The 18,043-nt window shown below is 67.2% G+C and carries 15 protein-coding genes; 9 read left to right on the top strand and 6 right to left on the bottom strand.

Annotated features, from left to right (window positions below; translation table 11 throughout):
• Nucleotides 1–7: 7 nt before the first annotated feature.
• The 4 genes from mutL to ACK4FB_RS00340 all read right to left on the bottom strand — a co-directional run bounded on the left by mutL (nt 8) and on the right by ACK4FB_RS00340 (nt 3,959).
• Nucleotides 8–1,858, bottom strand: coding sequence for a DNA mismatch repair endonuclease MutL (gene mutL / locus ACK4FB_RS00355; RefSeq protein WP_409746509.1), 1,851 nt, complete (start codon nt 1,856–1,858; stop codon nt 8–10).
• An 81-nt stretch (nt 1,859–1,939) separates the two neighbouring features.
• Nucleotides 1,940–2,500: a DUF3035 domain-containing protein gene (locus ACK4FB_RS00350; RefSeq protein ID WP_409746507.1), complete on the bottom strand. Its 561-nt coding sequence runs from the start codon at nt 2,498–2,500 to the stop codon at nt 1,940–1,942.
• 55 nt (nt 2,501–2,555) lie between these two features.
• On the bottom strand, nt 2,556–3,062 hold the full coding sequence (gene lspA, locus ACK4FB_RS00345; protein ID WP_409746506.1) for a signal peptidase II: 507 nt from the start codon (nt 3,060–3,062) through the stop codon (nt 2,556–2,558).
• A 66-nt stretch (nt 3,063–3,128) separates the two neighbouring features.
• Nucleotides 3,129–3,959, bottom strand: coding sequence for a 2-keto-4-pentenoate hydratase (locus ACK4FB_RS00340; RefSeq protein ID WP_409746504.1), 831 nt, complete (start codon nt 3,957–3,959; stop codon nt 3,129–3,131).
• Nucleotides 3,960–4,200: 241 nt separating this feature from the next.
• On the opposite strand from ACK4FB_RS00340, the gene ACK4FB_RS00335 reads away from it, so the two are divergent.
• Nucleotides 4,201–5,271, top strand: a complete 1,071-nt coding sequence (locus tag ACK4FB_RS00335; RefSeq protein ID WP_409747062.1) for a LacI family DNA-binding transcriptional regulator — start codon at nt 4,201–4,203, stop codon at nt 5,269–5,271.
• Nucleotides 5,272–5,293: 22 nt separating this feature from the next.
• On the opposite strand, the gene ACK4FB_RS00330 is transcribed toward ACK4FB_RS00335, so the two are convergent.
• Nucleotides 5,294–5,935, bottom strand: a complete 642-nt coding sequence (locus ACK4FB_RS00330; protein WP_409746502.1) for an RpiB/LacA/LacB family sugar-phosphate isomerase — start codon at nt 5,933–5,935, stop codon at nt 5,294–5,296.
• Between the two features lie 140 nt (nt 5,936–6,075).
• Here ACK4FB_RS00330 and kduD point away from each other — a divergent pair, with 140 nt between their 5' ends.
• The 3 genes from kduD to ACK4FB_RS00315 all read left to right on the top strand — a co-directional run bounded on the left by kduD (nt 6,076) and on the right by ACK4FB_RS00315 (nt 11,117).
• Complete coding sequence (gene kduD, locus ACK4FB_RS00325; protein WP_409746500.1) at nt 6,076–6,834, top strand: 2-dehydro-3-deoxy-D-gluconate 5-dehydrogenase KduD; 759 nt, start codon at nt 6,076–6,078, stop codon at nt 6,832–6,834.
• A gap of 184 nt (nt 6,835–7,018) precedes the next feature.
• A complete protein-coding gene (locus ACK4FB_RS00320) occupies nt 7,019–9,769 on the top strand; it encodes a TonB-dependent receptor (RefSeq protein WP_409746498.1) in 2,751 nt (916 codons plus the stop codon).
• Between the two features lie 241 nt (nt 9,770–10,010).
• Entirely contained in the window at nt 10,011–11,117 is a 1,107-nt protein-coding gene (locus ACK4FB_RS00315) for a sugar kinase (RefSeq protein WP_292106283.1), read from the top strand.
• A gap of 144 nt (nt 11,118–11,261) precedes the next feature.
• On the opposite strand, the gene ACK4FB_RS00310 is transcribed toward ACK4FB_RS00315, so the two are convergent.
• Nucleotides 11,262–11,747: a MarR family winged helix-turn-helix transcriptional regulator gene (locus ACK4FB_RS00310; RefSeq protein ID WP_409746496.1), complete on the bottom strand. Its 486-nt coding sequence runs from the start codon at nt 11,745–11,747 to the stop codon at nt 11,262–11,264.
• A gap of 77 nt (nt 11,748–11,824) precedes the next feature.
• On the opposite strand from ACK4FB_RS00310, the gene ACK4FB_RS00305 reads away from it, so the two are divergent.
• Genes ACK4FB_RS00305 through ACK4FB_RS00285 form a run of 5 tightly spaced genes read left to right on the top strand, consistent with a single transcriptional unit; the run spans nt 11,825 to nt 18,028 of the window.
• Nucleotides 11,825–13,600, top strand: coding sequence for an N-acetylglutaminylglutamine amidotransferase (locus ACK4FB_RS00305; protein ID WP_409746494.1), 1,776 nt, complete (start codon nt 11,825–11,827; stop codon nt 13,598–13,600).
• The gene (gene ngg, locus ACK4FB_RS00300; RefSeq protein WP_409746492.1) at nt 13,590–15,368 is read left to right on the top strand and encodes an N-acetylglutaminylglutamine synthetase; all 1,779 of its coding nucleotides are present in this window, start codon (nt 13,590–13,592) and stop codon (nt 15,366–15,368) included. Before ACK4FB_RS00305 ends, ngg begins: the two co-directional genes overlap by 11 nt.
• Nucleotides 15,268–16,557, top strand: a complete 1,290-nt coding sequence (locus ACK4FB_RS00295; protein ID WP_409746490.1) for an osmoprotectant NAGGN system M42 family peptidase — start codon at nt 15,268–15,270, stop codon at nt 16,555–16,557. The genes ngg and ACK4FB_RS00295 overlap by 101 nt, the downstream gene beginning before the upstream one ends.
• Before the next feature lie 55 nt (nt 16,558–16,612).
• Nucleotides 16,613–16,816, top strand: coding sequence for a hypothetical protein (locus tag ACK4FB_RS00290; RefSeq protein WP_409746488.1), 204 nt, complete (start codon nt 16,613–16,615; stop codon nt 16,814–16,816).
• Nucleotides 16,817–16,840: 24 nt separating this feature from the next.
• A complete protein-coding gene (locus tag ACK4FB_RS00285; RefSeq protein ID WP_409746486.1) occupies nt 16,841–18,028 on the top strand; it encodes an NAD(P)/FAD-dependent oxidoreductase in 1,188 nt (395 codons plus the stop codon).
• Nucleotides 18,029–18,043 lie beyond the last annotated feature (15 nt).

The raw sequence follows: 18,043 nt of genomic DNA, 5'->3' as shown, positions 1-18,043 counted from the left end.
GGCGGCTTCACCGCCGCCCGAACAGCTTCTCCAGGTCGTTCAGCTTCAGCTCCACATAGGTGGGGCGGCCGTGGTTGCACTGGCCGGAGTGGGGCGTGGCCTCCATCTGGCGCAGCAGGGCGTTCATCTCGGGCGCCGACAGCACCCGGCCCGAGCGCACCGAGCCGTGGCAGGCCATGGTCCCGCACACCTCGCCCAGCCGCTCGCTCAGGGCCAAAGCCGAGCCGTGTTCCGACAGGTCGTCGGCGATGTCGCGGATCAGCCCCTGCACGTCGCAGTCGCCCAGCAGGGCCGGCGTCTCGCGCACCAGCACGGCTCCCGCCCCGAACGCCTCGACGATCAGCCCGAGCGCCGCCAGTTCGTCAGCCCGGTCCGCCACCCGTTCGGCCTCGGCCGGGTCCAGTTCGACCACCTCGGGCGTCAGCAGGGCCTGGCGCGCCACGGCGCCCTCGGCCATCTGGGTCTTCATGCGCTCATAGACCAGCCGTTCATGGGCGGCGTGCTGATCCACGATGACCAGACCGTCGCGGGTCTGGGCCACGATGTAGTTGGCGTGCAACTGCGCCCGGGCGGCGCCCAGCGGGTAATCCAGCGGGTCGATGAACCCTGCGGCCTCGCCCGACGGCGGGGCATCCGGGGGTGCCGGCCATGCCGTCTCCACCCGGGCCGAGCGTTCGTTCAGGCCGGGGATGACCTGGGCCGCCGCCTCGGGGCGGCTCCAGCCCGTCCAGCCGCTCCATCCCTCTGCGGCGGGACCGGAAGAACTGTGGGCTCCCGTAACCCCCGCGTGGGGCTGGAACCCGGACAGGGCGTCCGTCGCCACTGTGGTGGAGGCCCGGTGCCCCGCCGCCGCCAGGGCGTGACGCAGGGCGCCGACGATCAGGCCGCGCACCAGCGCCGGGTCGCGGAACCGCACCTCCGCCTTGGCCGGGTGCACATTGACGTCAACGGAAAGCGGATCGATGTCCAGGAACAGGGCTGCCGCCGGATGCCGGTCCCGCGCCAGGAAGTCGGCGTAGGCGCCGCGCAGCGCGCCCTGCAGCAGCCGGTCCTTCACCGGCCGCCCATTGACGAACAGATACTGGTGGGCCGCATTGCCCCGCGAATAGGTGGGCAGGCCCGCATAGCCCGACAGCCGGATTCCATCGCGCGATTGCTCGATCAGCAGGGCGTTGTCCTCGAAGTCCCGACCCAGCAGCGCCGCCAGCCGCTTCAACCGCCCCTCGTCGCCCGGATGTTCGGCGGGCAGGCGCAGGGTGGTCTTTCCGTCCAGGGTCAGGGTGAAGGCTGTGGCCTCGTGGGCCATGGCCTGGCGTCTGATCTCGTCGGAAATGGCCATGGCCTCGGCGCGGGCCGACTTCATGAATTTCAGCCGCGCGGGGGTGGCGTAGAACAGGTCGCGCACCTCGACCCGCGCCCCGTGGTCGCCGGGGAAGGCGCCGGGCGCGATGGGCCGCTGGTCCCCGCCTTCCACCGCAACGGCCCAGGCTTCCGGCGCGCCCATGGCCCGGCTGGTGATGGTCAGGCGCGCCACCGAGCCGATGGACGGCAGGGCCTCGCCGCGAAAGCCGAGGGTGAAGATGCGCAGCAGGTCCACGTCCCCCGCGTCATCCGCCTCCAGCTTGGAAGTGGCGTGGCGCTCCACCGCCAGAGGCAGCTCGTCTTTCGGAATGCCCTTGCCGTCGTCGGCGATCAGGATGCGCGACAGGCCCCCGCCGTCGGCCTGGATGTCCACCCGGCGCGCGCCCGCGTCCAGCGCGTTCTCGACCAGTTCCTTGACGGCGCTGGCCGGGCGCTCGACCACCTCGCCGGCGGCGATGCGGTTGACGGTTTCAGGGGGGAGGCGACGGATCGGCATGCGAGCAGCCAGTCTAGAACGAAACCGGCCCGGGCGCGATCACGCCCGGGCCGGAAATGTCTGGATTGAAGAGCGGACGGTTCAGAGCCCGGGCAGCTTGATGCCGCCGCCGCCGCGCTGGATCACCACGTCCCGCCCGCCGGTCAGGGCGCGCAGGCGCTCGGCCTCCGTCGCTTCGTCGATGGTGGTGACGCCTTCCGCAGTCCGGACCTGGGTGGCGGCTTGTGAAGCTGCGTCGCCGCGGCGCCAGAACATGACGCGGTTGGCCCAGCCCTCTTCCTTGTGAGCCAGATCTCCGAACTCGTCGTCGATGACATAGCGCGCCAACGGATCGGCCTGGGCGGCGCCGGCCGCGGCCACGAGGGACTCCTCGCCCGCCGAGCGGGTGATGGCCTGTCGCTGGCCCAGAAGGATCTGGCGGGCCGAGCTTTCCGGCGCCAGTTCGGCCGGGCGCGGCTGGCCGGGTGCGGGCGGGCGCAGGCCGTACTCTGGCGGCACGCTGAGCGGAGCCTGGGAAATGACGCGGAACTCATCGGGCGTGACCCGCTCCAGGCCCACGCCCTGGCGGATGCTGTTGCAGCCGGTCAGAACGACGGCGGCGGCGGTGATGGCGCCGAGGGTGAAGGCGGAGTTCAGTCGCATGGTCAGCTGCTCTTTCAGGCGGTCGTGCGTTCGCGCTCGCGATTAACCGGGGTGATTACGACTTTTCATGGGCCGCGCCAACCTTCACGCCCCGTTCTGAGATGAAGCTGTCGGCGATCAGAAGCACCACCCCGATAGAGATGGCGCTGTCGGCCACGTTGAAGACCCAGGGAAAATACAGACCCGAGAAATCAAGAAAATCCACCACGCCTCCGAAGCGGATGCGGTCGATCACATTGCCCAGCGCCCCGCCCATGATCAGCCCGATGGCCGTGATCAGCAACCGTCGGTCCGCCCGCGTGGCCCAGAAGGCCAGCAGCCCGGCAACCGCGATGGAAAACACGGTCAGAAGCCAGCGCCCCGTCTCTCCGCCCGTCAGCAGGCCGAACGACACGCCGCGGTTGAGTACGAAGGTCAGATTGAAGACGGGCTCCAGCACCTGGATCTGGCCGACTTCGCGCAGATGCAGGCCGTGCAGCATCCAGGCCTTGGTGATCTGGTCCAGAATGATCACTGTGGCGGCGAAGGCGTAGGCGGCCCAGGTGATGCGGGGAATGGTCATGCGCGTTCCGTAGGGATGGGAACGGCGTCGTTAGCAGGCGGCGAAGCCGGGGTGAAGGGCGCTTGCTCAGGCGCCTTTAGCAGGAACCGCGCGGCACAGGACTTCGCCCACGCCGTTGAACACCACCCGCGAGGACTGGCCGGCGACGATGTCATGGATGCCCGTGGCCGCGCCGGTGGAGATCAGGTCGCCTGCCTTCAGGGGCCGCCCGCGCCGGGCGTTGAGGTTCAGCAGAAAGGCCAGGGCCTCCAGCGGCCCCCCCGGAATGGTGGCGGCCCCGCCCGTGCCGACGCTTTCGCCCTCGATGAAGGTTTCGCACGTCAGGTCCATCAGGCGGTCGCGCCAGTCCGGAACCTCGTGACCCAGAATAAGGCCTGCGTTGTTGCCGAAGTCCGAAGCGACCACCGGCGGTCCAAGAACATTGATGGTGGCCAAGGGGCTGCCCGCCGGTTCAACGCCGACAATCAGGGTCTCGACCAGATCCGCGGCCTCCGCGGCGGTCCAGTCTGTGCGGTCCGCCGGAGCATCCTTGGCAAGCTTCAGGATGAATTCGGCCTCGACGGCGGCGAACCCGCCTTCGAAGACGGGGAAATCCAGAACTTCGCCTTCCACAGCCGTCCAGACGGCGCGGCGGAAGATGGGTCCGGCCAGACGCGGAGCGTTCAGGCGTTCCAGCCAGGCGTCGGGGATGCGGCCGATCTTCCAGCCGGCGACCTGATCGTCCCACAGGCCGATGGCTTCGTCCTGAATTGCGTAGGCGGCGTCCATGCCGTCCGGAACCTGTCCGGGATAATCCGGCAGGGCGACAGCCTTGCGACGGGCGTCGACGAAGACCTCCGCGATCGCCTGTCCGGAATTGCTGCTGGTGTCGGCCCCGCCCAGGGGTTTGATCGCCATGGTCACGCTATCTTGTTCCGTCTGTTTCACGCTGTCGGGATCGTCGTCCCGCGACCCGGGCGTTCATTGCGCCGGTGTCTGCACTCCCCATGGTCGTGACATTGCGGCGATGGGAAACCGGTGTCAATTTCATTTCGCCACCGGTGGACATTTGCCCGGCTCCTCACAGGTGGCGCGTCGCGTCCCGCGGGGCTATGCAGGGATCGGGAGACGCGAGAGGGACGGACTGCAGTTGAGCACGATTGAAGACGACGGCGGTGACGCTGGCGCAGCCGACCACGGGCTGACTCCAGGCCGGGCCGCGACCATCAATGACATCGCCCGCATCGCCGGGGTGTCCAAGAAGACCGTGTCGCGGGTCATCAACCAGTCGCCCTTCGTCAAGGCGGACACACGCGAGAAGGTCGAGGCGGTGATCGCCGAGCTGGGCTTCTCGCCTGACCCGCAGGCCCGCGGCCTGGCGTTCCGGCGCTCGTTCCTGATCGGCATGATCTACGACAACCCCAGCCCAAACTATGTTGTGAACATGCAGCAGGGCATCCTGGATGCCGTGCGGGGCTCAGGCCTCGAGCTGGTGGTGCACCCCTGCGACCGGACCAGCGACGACTTCATGGCCAATGTGCGCGGGTTCGCGGTGCGCCAGAAGCTGTTCGGCGCCGTCCTGCCGCCTTCGGTGTCCGAGGACGAGCGGGTCACCGGCATGCTGACGGAAGTGGGCTGTCCCTATGTGCGCATCGCCTCGGTGTCGCTGGATGCGCCCGAACGCATGGTGGTGACCAACGACAGTCTGGGTGCGGCCGAGGCGGCGCGGCATCTGGTCGGGCTGGGGCATCGGCGAATCGCCATGATCACGGGTCCGGATCTGTTCCGCTCGACCCATGAGCGGGGCGAGGGATTCCGCAGCGGTCTGGCCGAGGCGGGCGTCACGCTGGATGACGACATGGTCGTTCGCGGCGCCTACACCTTCGACTCCGGCGTGGCGGCGGCGCGCGAACTGCTGTCGCGCAAGCTCCGGCCCACCGCGATCTTCGCCGGCAACGACGAAATGGCCATTGGCGTCTATCAGGCGGCGCGGGACGCCGGACTGGATGTGCCGTTCGACCTGTCCATCGTCGGATTCGACGACGCGCCCATGTCATCGCGCATCTGGCCGACCCTGACGACGGTCAGGCTGCCCATCCGCGACATGGGCCGCATGGCTGCGGAAAAACTGCTGGCGAAAAGCCGTGGACTGGACCCGGCCAGGCTGGATCAGCCGGTGGTCACTCCCGCCCTGATCGCGAGGGATTCCAGCGCCCCGCCGCGCCGGTGACGGCGGGCGGGGCCTGCGGCATTCAGCGCCCGACGACGCCCTGGATGTAGTCGCGAATGCCCTGATCCGTGGCGTTGGCGAAGAAATACTCAGAGAAGCGCTCGCCGGCGACGGCGGCCTTGAGCAGGTCCTGGTCGACGGCCTTCAGGACCGTCAGCATATCGTGGCAAGTCACGGCCTTGAGATCCTTCAGGATGCCGCGGTTCCTGGCCATGATCTCGGCCCGCTCCTTGGGATAGCCGAGGCCGCGCTCGCCTTCGAACAACTTGCGGTAGACGTCCTGCAGGTTCAGCTCCGCCGCCCAGCCGAAGCCCTTGGCGTAGGGCATGGCGATGGCGTTGCCGTCGTTGATCTGGCCGAACAGGAAGGCGTCAGTGGGGTCGATGATCAGACCACAGAAAACGCCCGGCATGGCGTTGGCGGCCAGCATGGAGCCGGTCCCCGTGCCGCAGCCGGTGACCACGAAATCGGCCGCGCCCGAATTGATCAGGATGCCGGTCAGCAGGCCGTTCATCACATAGGTCAGCGAGGCCTTATCCTCGGGCGTGTACATGCCGTAGTGGAAGACCTCATGGCCCAGCGGCTCGGCGACCGCGGTCAGGGCGTCGTGGACGATCTGGCTCTTGGCCGCCTGGCTGTTTTCGATGATCAGGGCGATTTTCATGGAAGTCCTTCAAGGCAAAGAGGACGGGAGCGCTGGTCGGTCGCTCTGGCGCCGGAGTCCCCCATCGGTTGCATCCTAGTATGACACCGGTTACCACCTGAGACAAATCCGCACCACAACAGGCAGCAGGGAAATCCGGGATGTCCGTTTCTTTCGATCTTTCGGGGCGCTGCGCCCTGGTCACCGGCGCCAACACCGGCATCGGCCAGGGCATGGCCGTGGGTCTGGCTGAGGCCGGCGCCGACATCGTCGCCGTGGGCCGTTCCGATGCCGACGAGACGGGCGACAAGGTCCGCGCCCTGGGCCGCAAATTTCACTTCATCACGGCCGACCTGAGCTCCATCGCCCCCATCGAGACGGTGGTGGCCGAGGCCTGGGACAAGGCGGGCGGCGTCGACATCCTGATCAACAACGCCGGCATCATCCGCCGCGCCGACAGCCTGGACTTCTCGGAAGAAGACTGGGACGCGGTGATGGACACCAATCTGAAGGTCTTGTTCTTCCTGAGTCAGCAGGTCGCCCGTCGCTGGGTGGCCGAGGGCCGCAAGGGCAAGATCATCAATATCGCCTCCATGCTCAGCTTCCAGGGCGGCATCCGCGTGCCCTCCTACACCGCGTCAAAGTCCGGCGTGGCGGGGCTGACCAAGCTGATGGCCTGCGAATGGGCCTCGAAAGGCATCAACGCCAACGCCATCGCGCCGGGCTACATCGCCACCAACAATACCGAGGCCCTGCGCAACGACGAGACGCGAAACCGGGACATCCTGACCCGCATCCCGGCTGCGCGCTGGGGCGACCCTTCAGACATGGCTGGGGCGGCTGTATTCCTGGCGTCTTCGGCGTCCGACTATATGCACGGGGCCATTGTTCCGGTCGACGGGGGCTGGCTGGCTCGCTGAAGCGCACCCGAAACGCCGCACTTGCGCCCCAATCGATTTTGGAGTTAGTGTCGCTCATTGATACCGGTGTCAGAAGTTCAGCGCAGCTTCATGACACCGGTGTCAAATAATCAAGTCAAATGACCGGGGGGCAATGCTCTCTCCGGCGAAGGCCGCAAAAGGCCGAACATGGGAGGAGGATCCGATGACCCAACAGAACCTGTACCTGCGTGCGCGCAAATTCGGCGTTTCGCTCGGCGCGATGAGCATCGCCATGGCTTCGGCCGGGGCTGTCACGGCGCAGGAAGCGCCCGGAGCCACCGAAGTCGAGGAAATCATCGTCACCGGCTTCCGCAGCAGCCTGGCCCAGGCGCTCGGCGCCAAGCGCAATGAGGCCGGCGCCATCGACGTCATCATGGCCGAGGACATCGCTGATTTTCCCGACCAGAACCTGGCCGAAGCCATTCAGCGGGTGCCCGGCGTCACCATCACCCGCGACGCGGGCGAGGGCCGCAACATCTCGGTCCGTGGTCTGGGGCCGGACTTCACCCGGATCCGCATCAACGGCATGGAGGCCCTCGGCACCACCGGCGGCACTGACTCGTCCGGCGGCGCCAACCGCGGCCGGGGGTTCGACTTTAACGTCTTCGCTTCCGACCTGTTCAGCAGCATCACCGTCCGCAAGACCGCCTCGGCCGAAACCGAGGAAGGCTCGCTGGGCGCCACCGTGGATCTGCGCGCAGCTCGTCCCTTTGATCGGCCCGGCTTCAACATGGCCGTGTCCGGCCAGGCCGGCTGGAACGACCTGTCCCAGAATCTGGATCCGCGCGGCGCGTTCCTGATCTCCAACACCTGGAACGATCAGTTCGGCGTCCTGTTCTCGATCGCTGCCTCCAGCCGCGAGGGTCTGGAAGAAGGCCACAGCACGGTTCGTTGGGTCGGCGGCCCCATCGGCATCGACGGCCAGGGCGCCGGTCAGGTCAACGCCTTCACCCCCCGCCTGCCCCGTTACGGCATTCTGGAGCATGATCAGGACCGACTGGGCGCCACCCTGTCGCTGCAATGGCGTCCGTCAGCCGCGACCGACATCTCTCTGGACGTGCTCTACGCCGACTTCAGCGCCAACCGCTTCGAGCACTTCCTCCAGGCGCCGACCTTCAGCGCGGGCGGCGCGACGGGCCGGGCCGGCATCGTGGTTCAGGATTACGAACTCGATGCCAACGGCAACATGATCTACGGCGTCTTCGACAATGTGACGACCCGGGCCGAGTCCCGTTTCGACAGCCTGTCCACGGAGTTCACCCAGGTCACGCTGAACTTTTCCCATGAGTTCTCGGATCGCTTCGCCATCGACGGGCTGATCGGGCGGTCGGAATCGGATCACGACAACCCGATCCAGACGACCCTGTTGTTCGATAACCCCGGCACCACCGGCTACAGCTACGACTATCGTGAGAACCGCAATCTGCCGGTCATCAACTACGGCTTCGACGTCACGGATCCGTCCAACTACCGCCTCAGCGAAATCCGCATCCGGCCCCAGACCGTGGACAATACCTTTGACACGGTCCAGCTGAACGGCCGCTGGTCGATCAACGATACCTTCACCCTGCGCGGCGGGGTATTCTACAAGAATTACACGTTCGAAACGACCGAGCTGCGTCGCGACCCGACCTCATGTGGCCTTGCCCCCACGGGCAACGCCGAGGCCTGCGTGGCCCAGATCGGCATCGATCCCTTCGCCACCGGCGGCATCAGCCGCGTGGTTTCGCTGGCCGATCAGTGGGACATCCCCGGTGGAAACACCATGCGGTGGTTGATCCCCGACTATCACGCGGCTGACGCATTGTTTGACTTCGGTTCGTTCCCGCTGAGCTGGATTCCATCACGCGGCAACAACCGGTCCGTGGAGGAAGAGAGCCGCGGCGCCTTCGTGCAGCTGGACTTCGACAGCCTCGTCGGATCGGTGCCGGTTCGAGGCAATATCGGCGGTCGATACATCAGGACGGACCAGAGCTCCACGGGCTTCCAGCTTGTGGCCGGCGCGCCTGTCCTGGCTGAAGCCAGTCGTTCCTATGATGACTTCCTGCCCGCCGCCAATGTCGTGTTCGAGGTGACGCCGGAGTTTCTTGTCCGGGTCGGCGCGGCCGAGGTCATGACCCGTCCCGGGCTGGGCAGCCTGACCCCCGGCGGCACAGTCGCCGTCTCGGGAAACAATCGAACCGTCACTTCGGGCAACCCTGAGCTGGACCCCACCCGGGGCAAGACCTACGACATTGCCTTCGAGTGGTACTTCGCGCCTGAATCGATCCTGTCGCTGGCCTTGTTCCACAAGGAGATCGAGAGCTTTGTCGCTAACGAGACGATTACCCGCCCCTTCACGGGAAACCCCCTGGGTCTTCCGGACAGCGTTGCGACCGACGCCTGTGGCGCGGTTGTCGGCTGTTCGCCTGGCGCGGACTGGAACTTCAACCAACCGGTCAACACCGATGGCGGCGACATCTCGGGGTTCGAGATCAGCTACCAGCAGCCGTTCACCTTCCTGTCGGGCGTCTGGTCGAACTTCGGCGTTCTAGCCAACTACACCTATGTGGACTCCGAAATCGAGTATCCGAACGGAACCACCAACACCCTGACGAACCTTTCCAAGCGCGCCTACAACGGCACCTTGTATTATGAGGACAGCCGTCTCAGCGCGCGGGTTTCGGGCACCTACCGTGACGGCTACCTGACCAACGTTCCGGGGCGTGACGGCAACGCCATCGAGGGGGTGGTCGACACCTTCAACGTGGACGCCTCGGCGGCCTGGACCATCAATGACAATCTCCAGTTGACGCTGGAGGGCATCAATCTGACCGACGAGGTGGCCACCCAGTACGTGGGCGACTACGAGCTGGTGAGCGTCCACCATCACACCGGCCGCCAGTTCTTCGCCGGCTTCCGCTACCGCTTCTGATTTCTGACACTTCCTGAGCAGACTGGGCGTCGGACCTTCGGGTCCGGCGCCCTCTTTTTTCCCGTTGACACCGGTGTCATCATCCGGTTTTCTACGCTCAACGAGAGCCCCGCTCGAACGGCGGCTTCGCAGGGACGGTTGAAGACTCCGAACCAGGCCTGTGCTGAATGCACCCGATGGGCGCCGCCCGGCGCGCCTGTCGCCTCCGAACGGCCGGGCCCGAAACACGAGGGAAAACGCCGTGGCCGACAACATCCTGAACATCCGCCCCGCCAGCGAGACGCGCTGGGACTGCGCGTCGTTCGGCGAGGTCATGCTGCGCTTCGATCCCGGCTTCGGCCGCGTGCGCAACGCCCGCACCTTCCAGGTGTGGGAGGGCGGGGGCGAGTACAATGTGGCCCGCGCCATGCGCAAATGCTGGGGCAAGCGCTCCACCGTCGTGACCGCCCTGCCGGTCAACGACCTGGGCTGGCTGGTCGAGGACTGCATCATGCAGGGCGGCGTGGATATGAGCCACGTGGTCTGGCGCGAGTTCGACGGCCTTGGCCGCAACACCCGCGTCGGCCTGAACTTCACCGAAAAGGGCTTCGGCGTCCGCCCGGCTCTGGGCTGTTCGGACCGGGGCCATTCGGCGGCCTCGCAGATCCGCCCCGGCGAAGTGAACTGGGAAAAGCTGTTCGGCGAGGAAGGCGTGCGCTGGTTCCACACCGGCGGCATCTTCGCGGCCCTCGGCTCCAACACCGCCGAGGCGGTGATCGAGGCGGTCGAGGTCGCCCGCAAACACGGGACCATCGTCTCCTACGACCTGAACTACCGCCCTTCCCTGTGGAAGTCCCAGGGCGGCAAGGAAGGGGCGCAGAAGATCAACCGCAACATCGCCCAGTACGTCGATGTCATGATCGGCAACGAGGAGGACTTCACCGCCTGCCTCGGCTTCGAGGTCGAGGGTCTGGACGAGCACATCTCCTCCATCGACCCGGCCAACTTCAAGAAGATGATCCAGACCGCAGTGAAGGAATTCCCCAACTTCAAGGTGGCCGCCACCACCCTGCGCAACGCCAAGACCGCCAGCGTCAATGACTGGTCCGCCATCATCTATGCGGGCGGCCAGTTCTATGAATCCATGATGCGCGAGGATCTGGAGATCTATGACCGCGTCGGCGGCGGCGACGGCTTCGCCTCCGGGCTCGCCTACGGCTTCATGGAGGGCAAGGGCCCCCAGGCGGCGGTGGACTACGGCGCGGCCCACGGGGCCCTGGCCATGACCACGCCCGGCGACACGTCCATGGTCAAGGCCGCCGAGGTCGAGGCGGTGATGAAGGGCAAGGGCGCCCGCGTCATCCGCTGATTCTTTTTCCCGAAACCCGCCCGCGCATTGTCCTCTCCCAAGGCGCGCGGGCGGCGCCGGAACCGGTCCTTTGTCCTCCCCGAAGGCCGGTCGCCCCGACGCCCGCTCTCCCTCACCGGAGCGCGGGCGTTGTTGCATTCCGCTTCAGTCTGTCCGCGGCGTCGCCATGTGGGCGGTCATCATGTCGGCGAGCTCGGCCATGGCGTCCAGCAGCACGTCGCGCCGGTCCGCCGGCAGGGCGGCGAAGGCGTCCTCGAATCCCCGGCTCAACAGCCCCGGCGCCTGACCCAGCGCGGTCTGGCCCCCCGGCGTCAGGCGGGTGTGCACCACCCGCCGGTCCACCTCCGAGCGATAGCGCTCGATCAGCCCCTTGGCTTCCAGCTTGTCCATCACCGCCACCACCGTGGCGGGCGACATCGACGCCTCCCTGGAGACCGCCTGCGTCGTCACCTGTCCCAGCTTCCTGATCGACTGCATGACGATCAATTGGGGGATGGTCAGGCCGCTGGTGCGGGCGATTTCGCGCGACCGCACCTCGATGGCCTGGGCGATGCGGCGCATCGATTTCAGCACAGCCGCGTTGGGGTCAGCATTGCGGGAATTCTGCGGCGTGTCGGTCAGCTTGACCATGCGGGTTGAAATCCTTTGTGTGCGAACTATTTGTGCACACTGTTTCCACATTGCAAGACGACTTCCGGGGGGTGCCCATGTGCGGCCTGAATGGCGAGATCAATTTCGACGGCAAGCCCGCTGACGCCGGCGCCCTGCAGCGCATGTGCGACGCCTTGGCCCCGCGCGGGCCTGACGGATCTGGCGTGGTCCTGCGCGGCAATGTGGGCCTCGGCCACCGCCGTCTGAAGATCATCGACCTGTCCGAAAAGGCGCAGCAGCCCATGGTCGATTCCGACCTCGGCCTGTCCATCGCCTTCAACGGCTGCATCTACAACTACCCCGAACTGCGGGGCGAGCTGGAGGCCGCGGGCCACCGGTTCTTCTCGCACGGCGACACCGAGGTCATCCTCAAGGCCTGGCGTCAGTGGGGCATCGAATGCGTGGACCGCTTCAAGGGCATGTTCGCCTTCGTCATCCACGAGCGCGACACCGGCCGGGTGGTGATCGCCCGCGACCGCTTCGGCATCAAGCCGCTGTATCTGGCGGAAAAGGGCAAGCGCCTGCGCTTCGCGTCCACCTTGCCGGCCCTGCTCGCCGCAGGCGACGTGGACACCACCATCGATCCGGTGGGCCTGCACCATTACATGACCTTCCACGCGGTGGTGCCGCCGCCGCACACCATCATCAAGGGCGTGACCAAATTCCCGCCGGCCACCATCCGGGTGATCGAGCCGGACGGTACGTCGAAGGACCGCCTGTACTGGACCCCGGTGCTGGAGCGCGGCGCCGGCGACGCCGAACGCTCCGCAGAGGAATGGCGCGATCTGGTGCTGGACAGCCTGCGCACCGCCGTGGAGCGCCGCATGGTGGCGGACGTGCCGGTGGGCGTGCTGCTGTCGGGCGGGGTGGATTCCAGCGTCATCGTCGGCCTGCTGGCGGAAATGGGCCAGAAGGACCTGATGACCTTCTCCGTCGGCTTCGAGGAGGCCCACGGCGAGAAGGGCGACGAGTTCGTCTATTCCGACCTGATCGCCAAGCATTTCGGCACCAGGCACCACAAGATCTTCGTGCCCCACGACCGGCTGCTGGACGCCCTGCCGGGGACCATCGGCGCCATGTCCGAGCCCATGGTCAGCTACGACAATGTGGGTTTCTATCTGCTCAGTCAGGAAGTCTCGAAGCACATCAAGGTGGTCCAGTCCGGCCAGGGCGCCGACGAGGTGTTCGGCGGCTATCACTGGTACCCGCCCATGCAGGGCTCGGCCGACCCGGTCGACACCTACGCCCGGGCCTTCTTCGACCGCAGCCACGACAAACTGAAGACTCACCTGAATCCCGAGTGGATGGCGGACACGGACGTCAGCCGCGCGCTGGTGGCGGAGCATTTCGCCCGCGCCGGGGCCGAGACGCCGGTGGATCAGGCCCTGCGGCTGGACAGCCAGGTCATGCTGGTGGACGACCCGGTCAAGCGCGTGGACAACATGACCATGGCCTTCGGTCTGGAGGCGCGGGTGCCGTTCCTGGATCACGAGCTGGTCGAGCTGGCCGCCCGCATTCCTCCCGAGCACAAGCTGAGCCAGAACGGCAAGGGCGTGCTGAAGGAGGCCGCGCGTCTGGTGGTCCCGCACGAGGTGATCGACCGCAAGAAGGGCTATTTCCCCGTGCCCGCGCTGAAGTACATTCAGGGCCCCTATCTGGACATGGTCCGCGACGCCCTGGGCTCGCAGGCGGCCCGCGAACGCGGCCTGTTCCAGCAGGGCTATCTGGACCAGCTGTTCGACAAGCCCACCGACCACATCACCCCGCTGCAGGGCTCCGAGCTGTGGCAGGTCGCCCTGCTGGAAATGTGGCTGCAGAACCATGGCGTCTGACTCCCGGCCGCGCTTCAAGGGGCACCGCCTCAAGCGCCTTCGAGATGAAGGCCTGAAGCCGGTGGTGGGCGGGCAGGACGGCCCGGCCATCACCGAGAACGCCATTCTGGACTGCGGCTGGGGCCGGTTGCTGTTCGCCCAGACCTATCCCGAGGCCGGGCCCCTGATCGAGGCCCTGCGCGCCGAGGGGCCGGACCGGCGCGACATCGCCTTCTATGTGCGCAATCCCCACGTCCTGCTGGCCCATGCGCCGCAGGAGGTGTTCCTCGACCCGTCCCACACCTACCGGCTGGACCTGTCGGTGTACCGGGCCGCCCGCCGCCAACCGCGCGGCTTCACCGTGCGCCGTCTGGCCTCCCAGGGCGACGCCGAGGCCATCAACCGCATCTATGCGGCGCGCAAGATGGTTCAGGCCCGCCCCGACTTCATGTGGTCCCAGCGCGAGGGCTCGGCCCTGACCTATCTGGTGGCCGAGGACAGCGCGAGCGGTCAGGTCATGGGCACGGTCACGGGCGTGAACCACCAGCGCGCCTTCAACGATCCGGAGAACGGCTCGTCCCTGTGGTGTCTGGCGGTGGACCCCCAGGCGACCCAGCCGGGCATCGGCGAGGCCCTGGTGCGGCGGCTGGCCGAGCATTTCCAGGCGCGCGGGCTGGCCTACATGGACCTGTCGGTCATGCACGACAACGAGCAGGCCATCGCCCTGTACGAGAAACTGGGCTTTCGCCGGGTCTCCTTCTTCGGGATCAAGCGCAAGAACCCCATCAATGAGTCCCTCTTCACCGGCCCGGCCGCCGACGAGGCGCTGAACCCCTACGCCCGCATCATCGTCGACGAGGCGCGCCGGCGCGGCATCCAGACCGACATCATCGACGCGGAGGGCGGCCTGTTCCGCCTGACCCACGGCGGCCGCTCGATCCGCTGCCGCGAGAGCTTGTCCGAGCTCACCTCTGCGGTGGCGCTCAGCATCTGCGACGACAAGCGCATGACCCGCCGCATCGTCGAGCAGGCGGGGGTCGTGGTCCCCGAACGCATCGACGCCGATGATCCGGGGGCGATCCGGGCGGCGCTGGAGCGCCACGGCGCCCTGGTGGTCAAGCCCGCGCGCGGGGAGCAGGGCAAGGGCGTGGCCGTGGGCCTGAAGGGCACGGACGCTGTCGACAAGGCTATCGCGGCCGCGCGGAAAATCTGCCCCGAGGTGCTGATCGAACAGCATGTGGAGGGTGAGGACCTGCGGCTGGTGGTGATCGACTTCAAGGTGGTGGCCGCCGCCATCCGCCGGCCGCCCCGGGTGGTGGGCGACGGCCGCTCCACCTTCCGCGCCCTGATCGAGCGCCAGAGCCGCCGTCGCGCCGCCGCCACCGGCGGGGAATCCCGCATCCCCCTGGACGGCGAGACGAAGCGCTGTCTGGCCGAGGCCGGCTATCAGCTCGATGACACCGCCCCCGAAGGGTTGGAGGTGGAGGTCCGCAAGGCCGCCAATCTGCACACCGGCGGCACCATCCACGACGTGACCGAAGAGGTTCACCCCGCCCTGATCCGCGCCGCCACGGCGTCGGCGCGGGCCATCGACATTTCGGTCACCGGCATCGATCTGATGGTGAAATCCTGGCGCGAAGCGGACTATGCCTTCATCGAGGCCAATGAGCGCCCCGGTCTGGCCAATCATGAGCCGCAGCCTACGGCCGAACGCTTCGTGGACCTGCTGTTTCCCCTGTCCATGCCCGCTGCGGCCGCCCGGGTCGCGCGGGCGCCGAAAGACCACTGAACGGAGGCTTCCCCTGGCCCGCCTGACCATCGACACCGAATACCTCACCGCCCGTCTCGAGCGTCTGCTGGGGATCGCCAGCCCCACCGGCTACACCGACGAGGTGGTCTGGGAGGTGTGCCGCGAGCTTGGTCGGCTGGGGGTGGACTATGAGCTGACGCGCCGCGGCGCCATCCGCGCCCGCATTCCGGGCCAGGAGCCCCGCCCGGCCCGCGCCGTGGTGGCTCACGTGGACACCCTCGGCGCCCAGGTGAAGGCGGTGAAGGACAATGGCCGGCTCGAGGTCGTGCCCATCGGCCACTGGTCCTCGCGCTTCGCCGAGGGCGCGCGCGGCACGGTGTTTTCGGAAAAGGGCGGCTGGCGCGGCACCATCCTGCCGCTCAAGGCCTCGGGCCACACCTTCAACGAGGAGGTGGACACCCAGCCCGTCAGCTGGCGTCAGGTGGAGATGCGTATCGACGCGCGGGTGAGAAATCGCCACGACGTGCTCAAGCTGGGCATCGACGTGGGCGACATCATCGGCATCGACCCCCAGCCCGAGTTCCTGGACAATGGCTTCATCGTCTCTCGCCATCTGGACGACAAAGCGGGCGTGGCCACCATGCTGGCGGCCATGAAGGCCATCATGGAGGATGCCCAAATCCCCACGGTGGACACCTACTGGCTGTTCACCATCGCCGAGGAGGTGGGCTCCGGGGCCTCGTCGGTGCTGGTGCCCGACGTGGCCTCCATGATCACCGTGGACAACGGCACCACCGCGCCGGGCCAGAACTCCGACGAGTTCGGCGTCACCATCGCCATGGCCGACCAGACCGGTCCCTTCGACTTCCATCTGACCCGCAAGCTGGTGAAGCTGGCGCGGGAGGAGGACATCCGTTTCCAGAAGGACGTGTTCCGCTACTACCGCTCGGATTCCGCCTCGGCGCTTGAGGCGGGCGCCGACATCCGCACCGCCCTGGTCACCTTCGGCGTCGACGCCAGCCACGGCTACGAGCGCATCCATGTGCACGCCCTGCGCTCGCTGGCCGAGCTGCTGACCGCCTATGTGCTCAGCCCGGTGGAGATCGAGCGGGACGCCAGCCCCATGGCCGGGGTCGAGGGTTTCACCCATCAGGACCACAAGGAAGCGCACGAACGGGCGGGCCGCGAAAAGCCGGCGCCCGCGCGGGATGATCTCAAACCCCGTTGACGGAACAGGGGCTTGCGCCGTCCGTTGCCCTTTCAGACCCTGAAAGGAGACCGACATGCTGGCATGGGAACTGATCTATCCGCTGGGCGCCCTGGCGCTGGGCGTCCTACTGGCCGTGATGCTGTGGCGAAACCATAACCGCAACAAGCGGGTGGACCCCGTCACCGAGGCTGCGACGAAGGAAGAATACGACCACCCGGATCGCTACGACAACAAGACTCACGATCAGTTCGAGGCCGAGGCCGAGCGTCGCAAATAGGTCCCGCCCTGCTATAGGGCGCGGATGAAGACGGAAGAATTCGATGTCCTGATCGTCGGCGCCGGCGCCGCGGGCATGATGTGCGCCATAGAGGCGGGCAAGCGCGGCCGTCGTGTGCTCGTGGCGGATCACGCCGCCGCACCAGGTGAGAAGATCCGCATCTCCGGCGGCGGGCGCTGCAACTTCACCAACCTGGGGACCGGTCCGGCCAATTTCCTGTCGGAGAACCCCCGCTTCGCCACCTCGGCCTTGCGGCGCTACACCCAGCACGACTTCATCGCCCTGATGAACCGTCACGGGATTGCGTGGCACGAGAAGACGCTGGGCCAGCTGTTCTGCGACGACAGCGCGAAACAGATCATCGCCATGCTGACGGCGGAGATGCGCCAGGCGGACGCGGTCCTGCGCCTGAACACCGGCGTTGAGACCGTGGAAGGCGGCGAAGACGGTTTCCTTTGCCGCCTGTCTGACGGCCGCACCGTGCGGGCCACATCTCTGGTGGCGGCGACGGGCGGCAAGTCGATCCCGAAGATGGGCGCCACCGGCTGGGCCTATGATCTGGCGGCGCAGTTCGGGGTTCGGGTGGTCCCGACGCGGCCTGCGCTGGTCCCGTTGACCTTCGAACCGGGCCTGCTGGAACAATTGAAACCTCTGGCGGGCATCTCCGTGGATGCGGTGGTGGCCCACGGCCGTACCCGTTTCGCCGAAGGGCTGCTGTTCACCCACCGGGGCCTGTCCGGCCCCTCCATCCTTCAGATCAGTTCGTACTGGCGCGAAGGCGACGCCATCACCATCGATATGGCTCCGGGGTCCTCGGTGTTCGAGGCGCTCAAGGCGTCGCGCGCCGAAAACGGGCGCCAGGCGGTCCATACCGCACTGGGGCGCCATATCCCCGCCCGCCTGGCCGAAAGCATCGCCCTGCGGGCAGGCGTCGCGGGCAATCTGGCTGACCAGTCCGACAGGACGCTGAAGCAGCTGGACGAGGCGGTCAACGCCTGGTCCGTCAAGCCGGTGGGCTCCGAGGGCTATCGCACCGCCGAGGTCACCCTGGGCGGGATCGACACCGCCGCCCTGGATCAGCGCACCATGGCGGTGAAGGCCGTGCCGGGCCTCTATTTCATCGGCGAGGCGGTGGACGTCACCGGCTGGCTGGGCGGCTATAATTTCCAGTGGGCCTGGTCGTCGGGCTGGTGCGCGGGGCAGGCCTGCTGACAGGGCCCGACTTGA

Source organism: Brevundimonas sp., from assembly GCF_046299535.1.
Lineage (GTDB): Bacteria > Pseudomonadota > Alphaproteobacteria > Caulobacterales > Caulobacteraceae > Brevundimonas.
The sequence above is the reverse complement of the archived record's forward strand: the minus strand, read 5'-3'. Positions and strand labels throughout refer to the sequence as shown.

Bases quoted from the DNA above. Each gene is read 5' to 3' on its own strand.
- mutL (WP_409746509.1), bottom strand. From the start codon at position 1,858: ATGCCGATCCGTCGCCTCCCCCCTGAAACCGTCAACCGCATCGCCGCC.
- ACK4FB_RS00350 (WP_409746507.1), bottom strand. From the start codon at position 2,500: ATGCGACTGAACTCCGCCTTCACCCTCGGCGCCATCACCGCCGCCGCC.
- lspA (WP_409746506.1), bottom strand. From the start codon at position 3,062: ATGACCATTCCCCGCATCACCTGGGCCGCCTACGCCTTCGCCGCCACA.
- ACK4FB_RS00340 (WP_409746504.1), bottom strand. From the start codon at position 3,959: ATGGCGATCAAACCCCTGGGCGGGGCCGACACCAGCAGCAATTCCGGA.
- ACK4FB_RS00330 (WP_409746502.1), bottom strand. From the start codon at position 5,935: ATGAAAATCGCCCTGATCATCGAAAACAGCCAGGCGGCCAAGAGCCAG.
- kduD (WP_409746500.1), top strand. From the start codon at position 6,076: ATGTCCGTTTCTTTCGATCTTTCGGGGCGCTGCGCCCTGGTCACCGGC.
- ACK4FB_RS00320 (WP_409746498.1), top strand. From the start codon at position 7,019: ATGACCCAACAGAACCTGTACCTGCGTGCGCGCAAATTCGGCGTTTCG.
- ACK4FB_RS00310 (WP_409746496.1), bottom strand. From the start codon at position 11,747: ATGGTCAAGCTGACCGACACGCCGCAGAATTCCCGCAATGCTGACCCC.
- ACK4FB_RS00305 (WP_409746494.1), top strand. From the start codon at position 11,825: ATGTGCGGCCTGAATGGCGAGATCAATTTCGACGGCAAGCCCGCTGAC.
- ngg (WP_409746492.1), top strand. From the start codon at position 13,590: ATGGCGTCTGACTCCCGGCCGCGCTTCAAGGGGCACCGCCTCAAGCGC.
- ACK4FB_RS00295 (WP_409746490.1), top strand. From the start codon at position 15,268: ATGAGCCGCAGCCTACGGCCGAACGCTTCGTGGACCTGCTGTTTCCCC.
- ACK4FB_RS00290 (WP_409746488.1), top strand. From the start codon at position 16,613: ATGCTGGCATGGGAACTGATCTATCCGCTGGGCGCCCTGGCGCTGGGC.
- ACK4FB_RS00285 (WP_409746486.1), top strand. From the start codon at position 16,841: ATGAAGACGGAAGAATTCGATGTCCTGATCGTCGGCGCCGGCGCCGCG.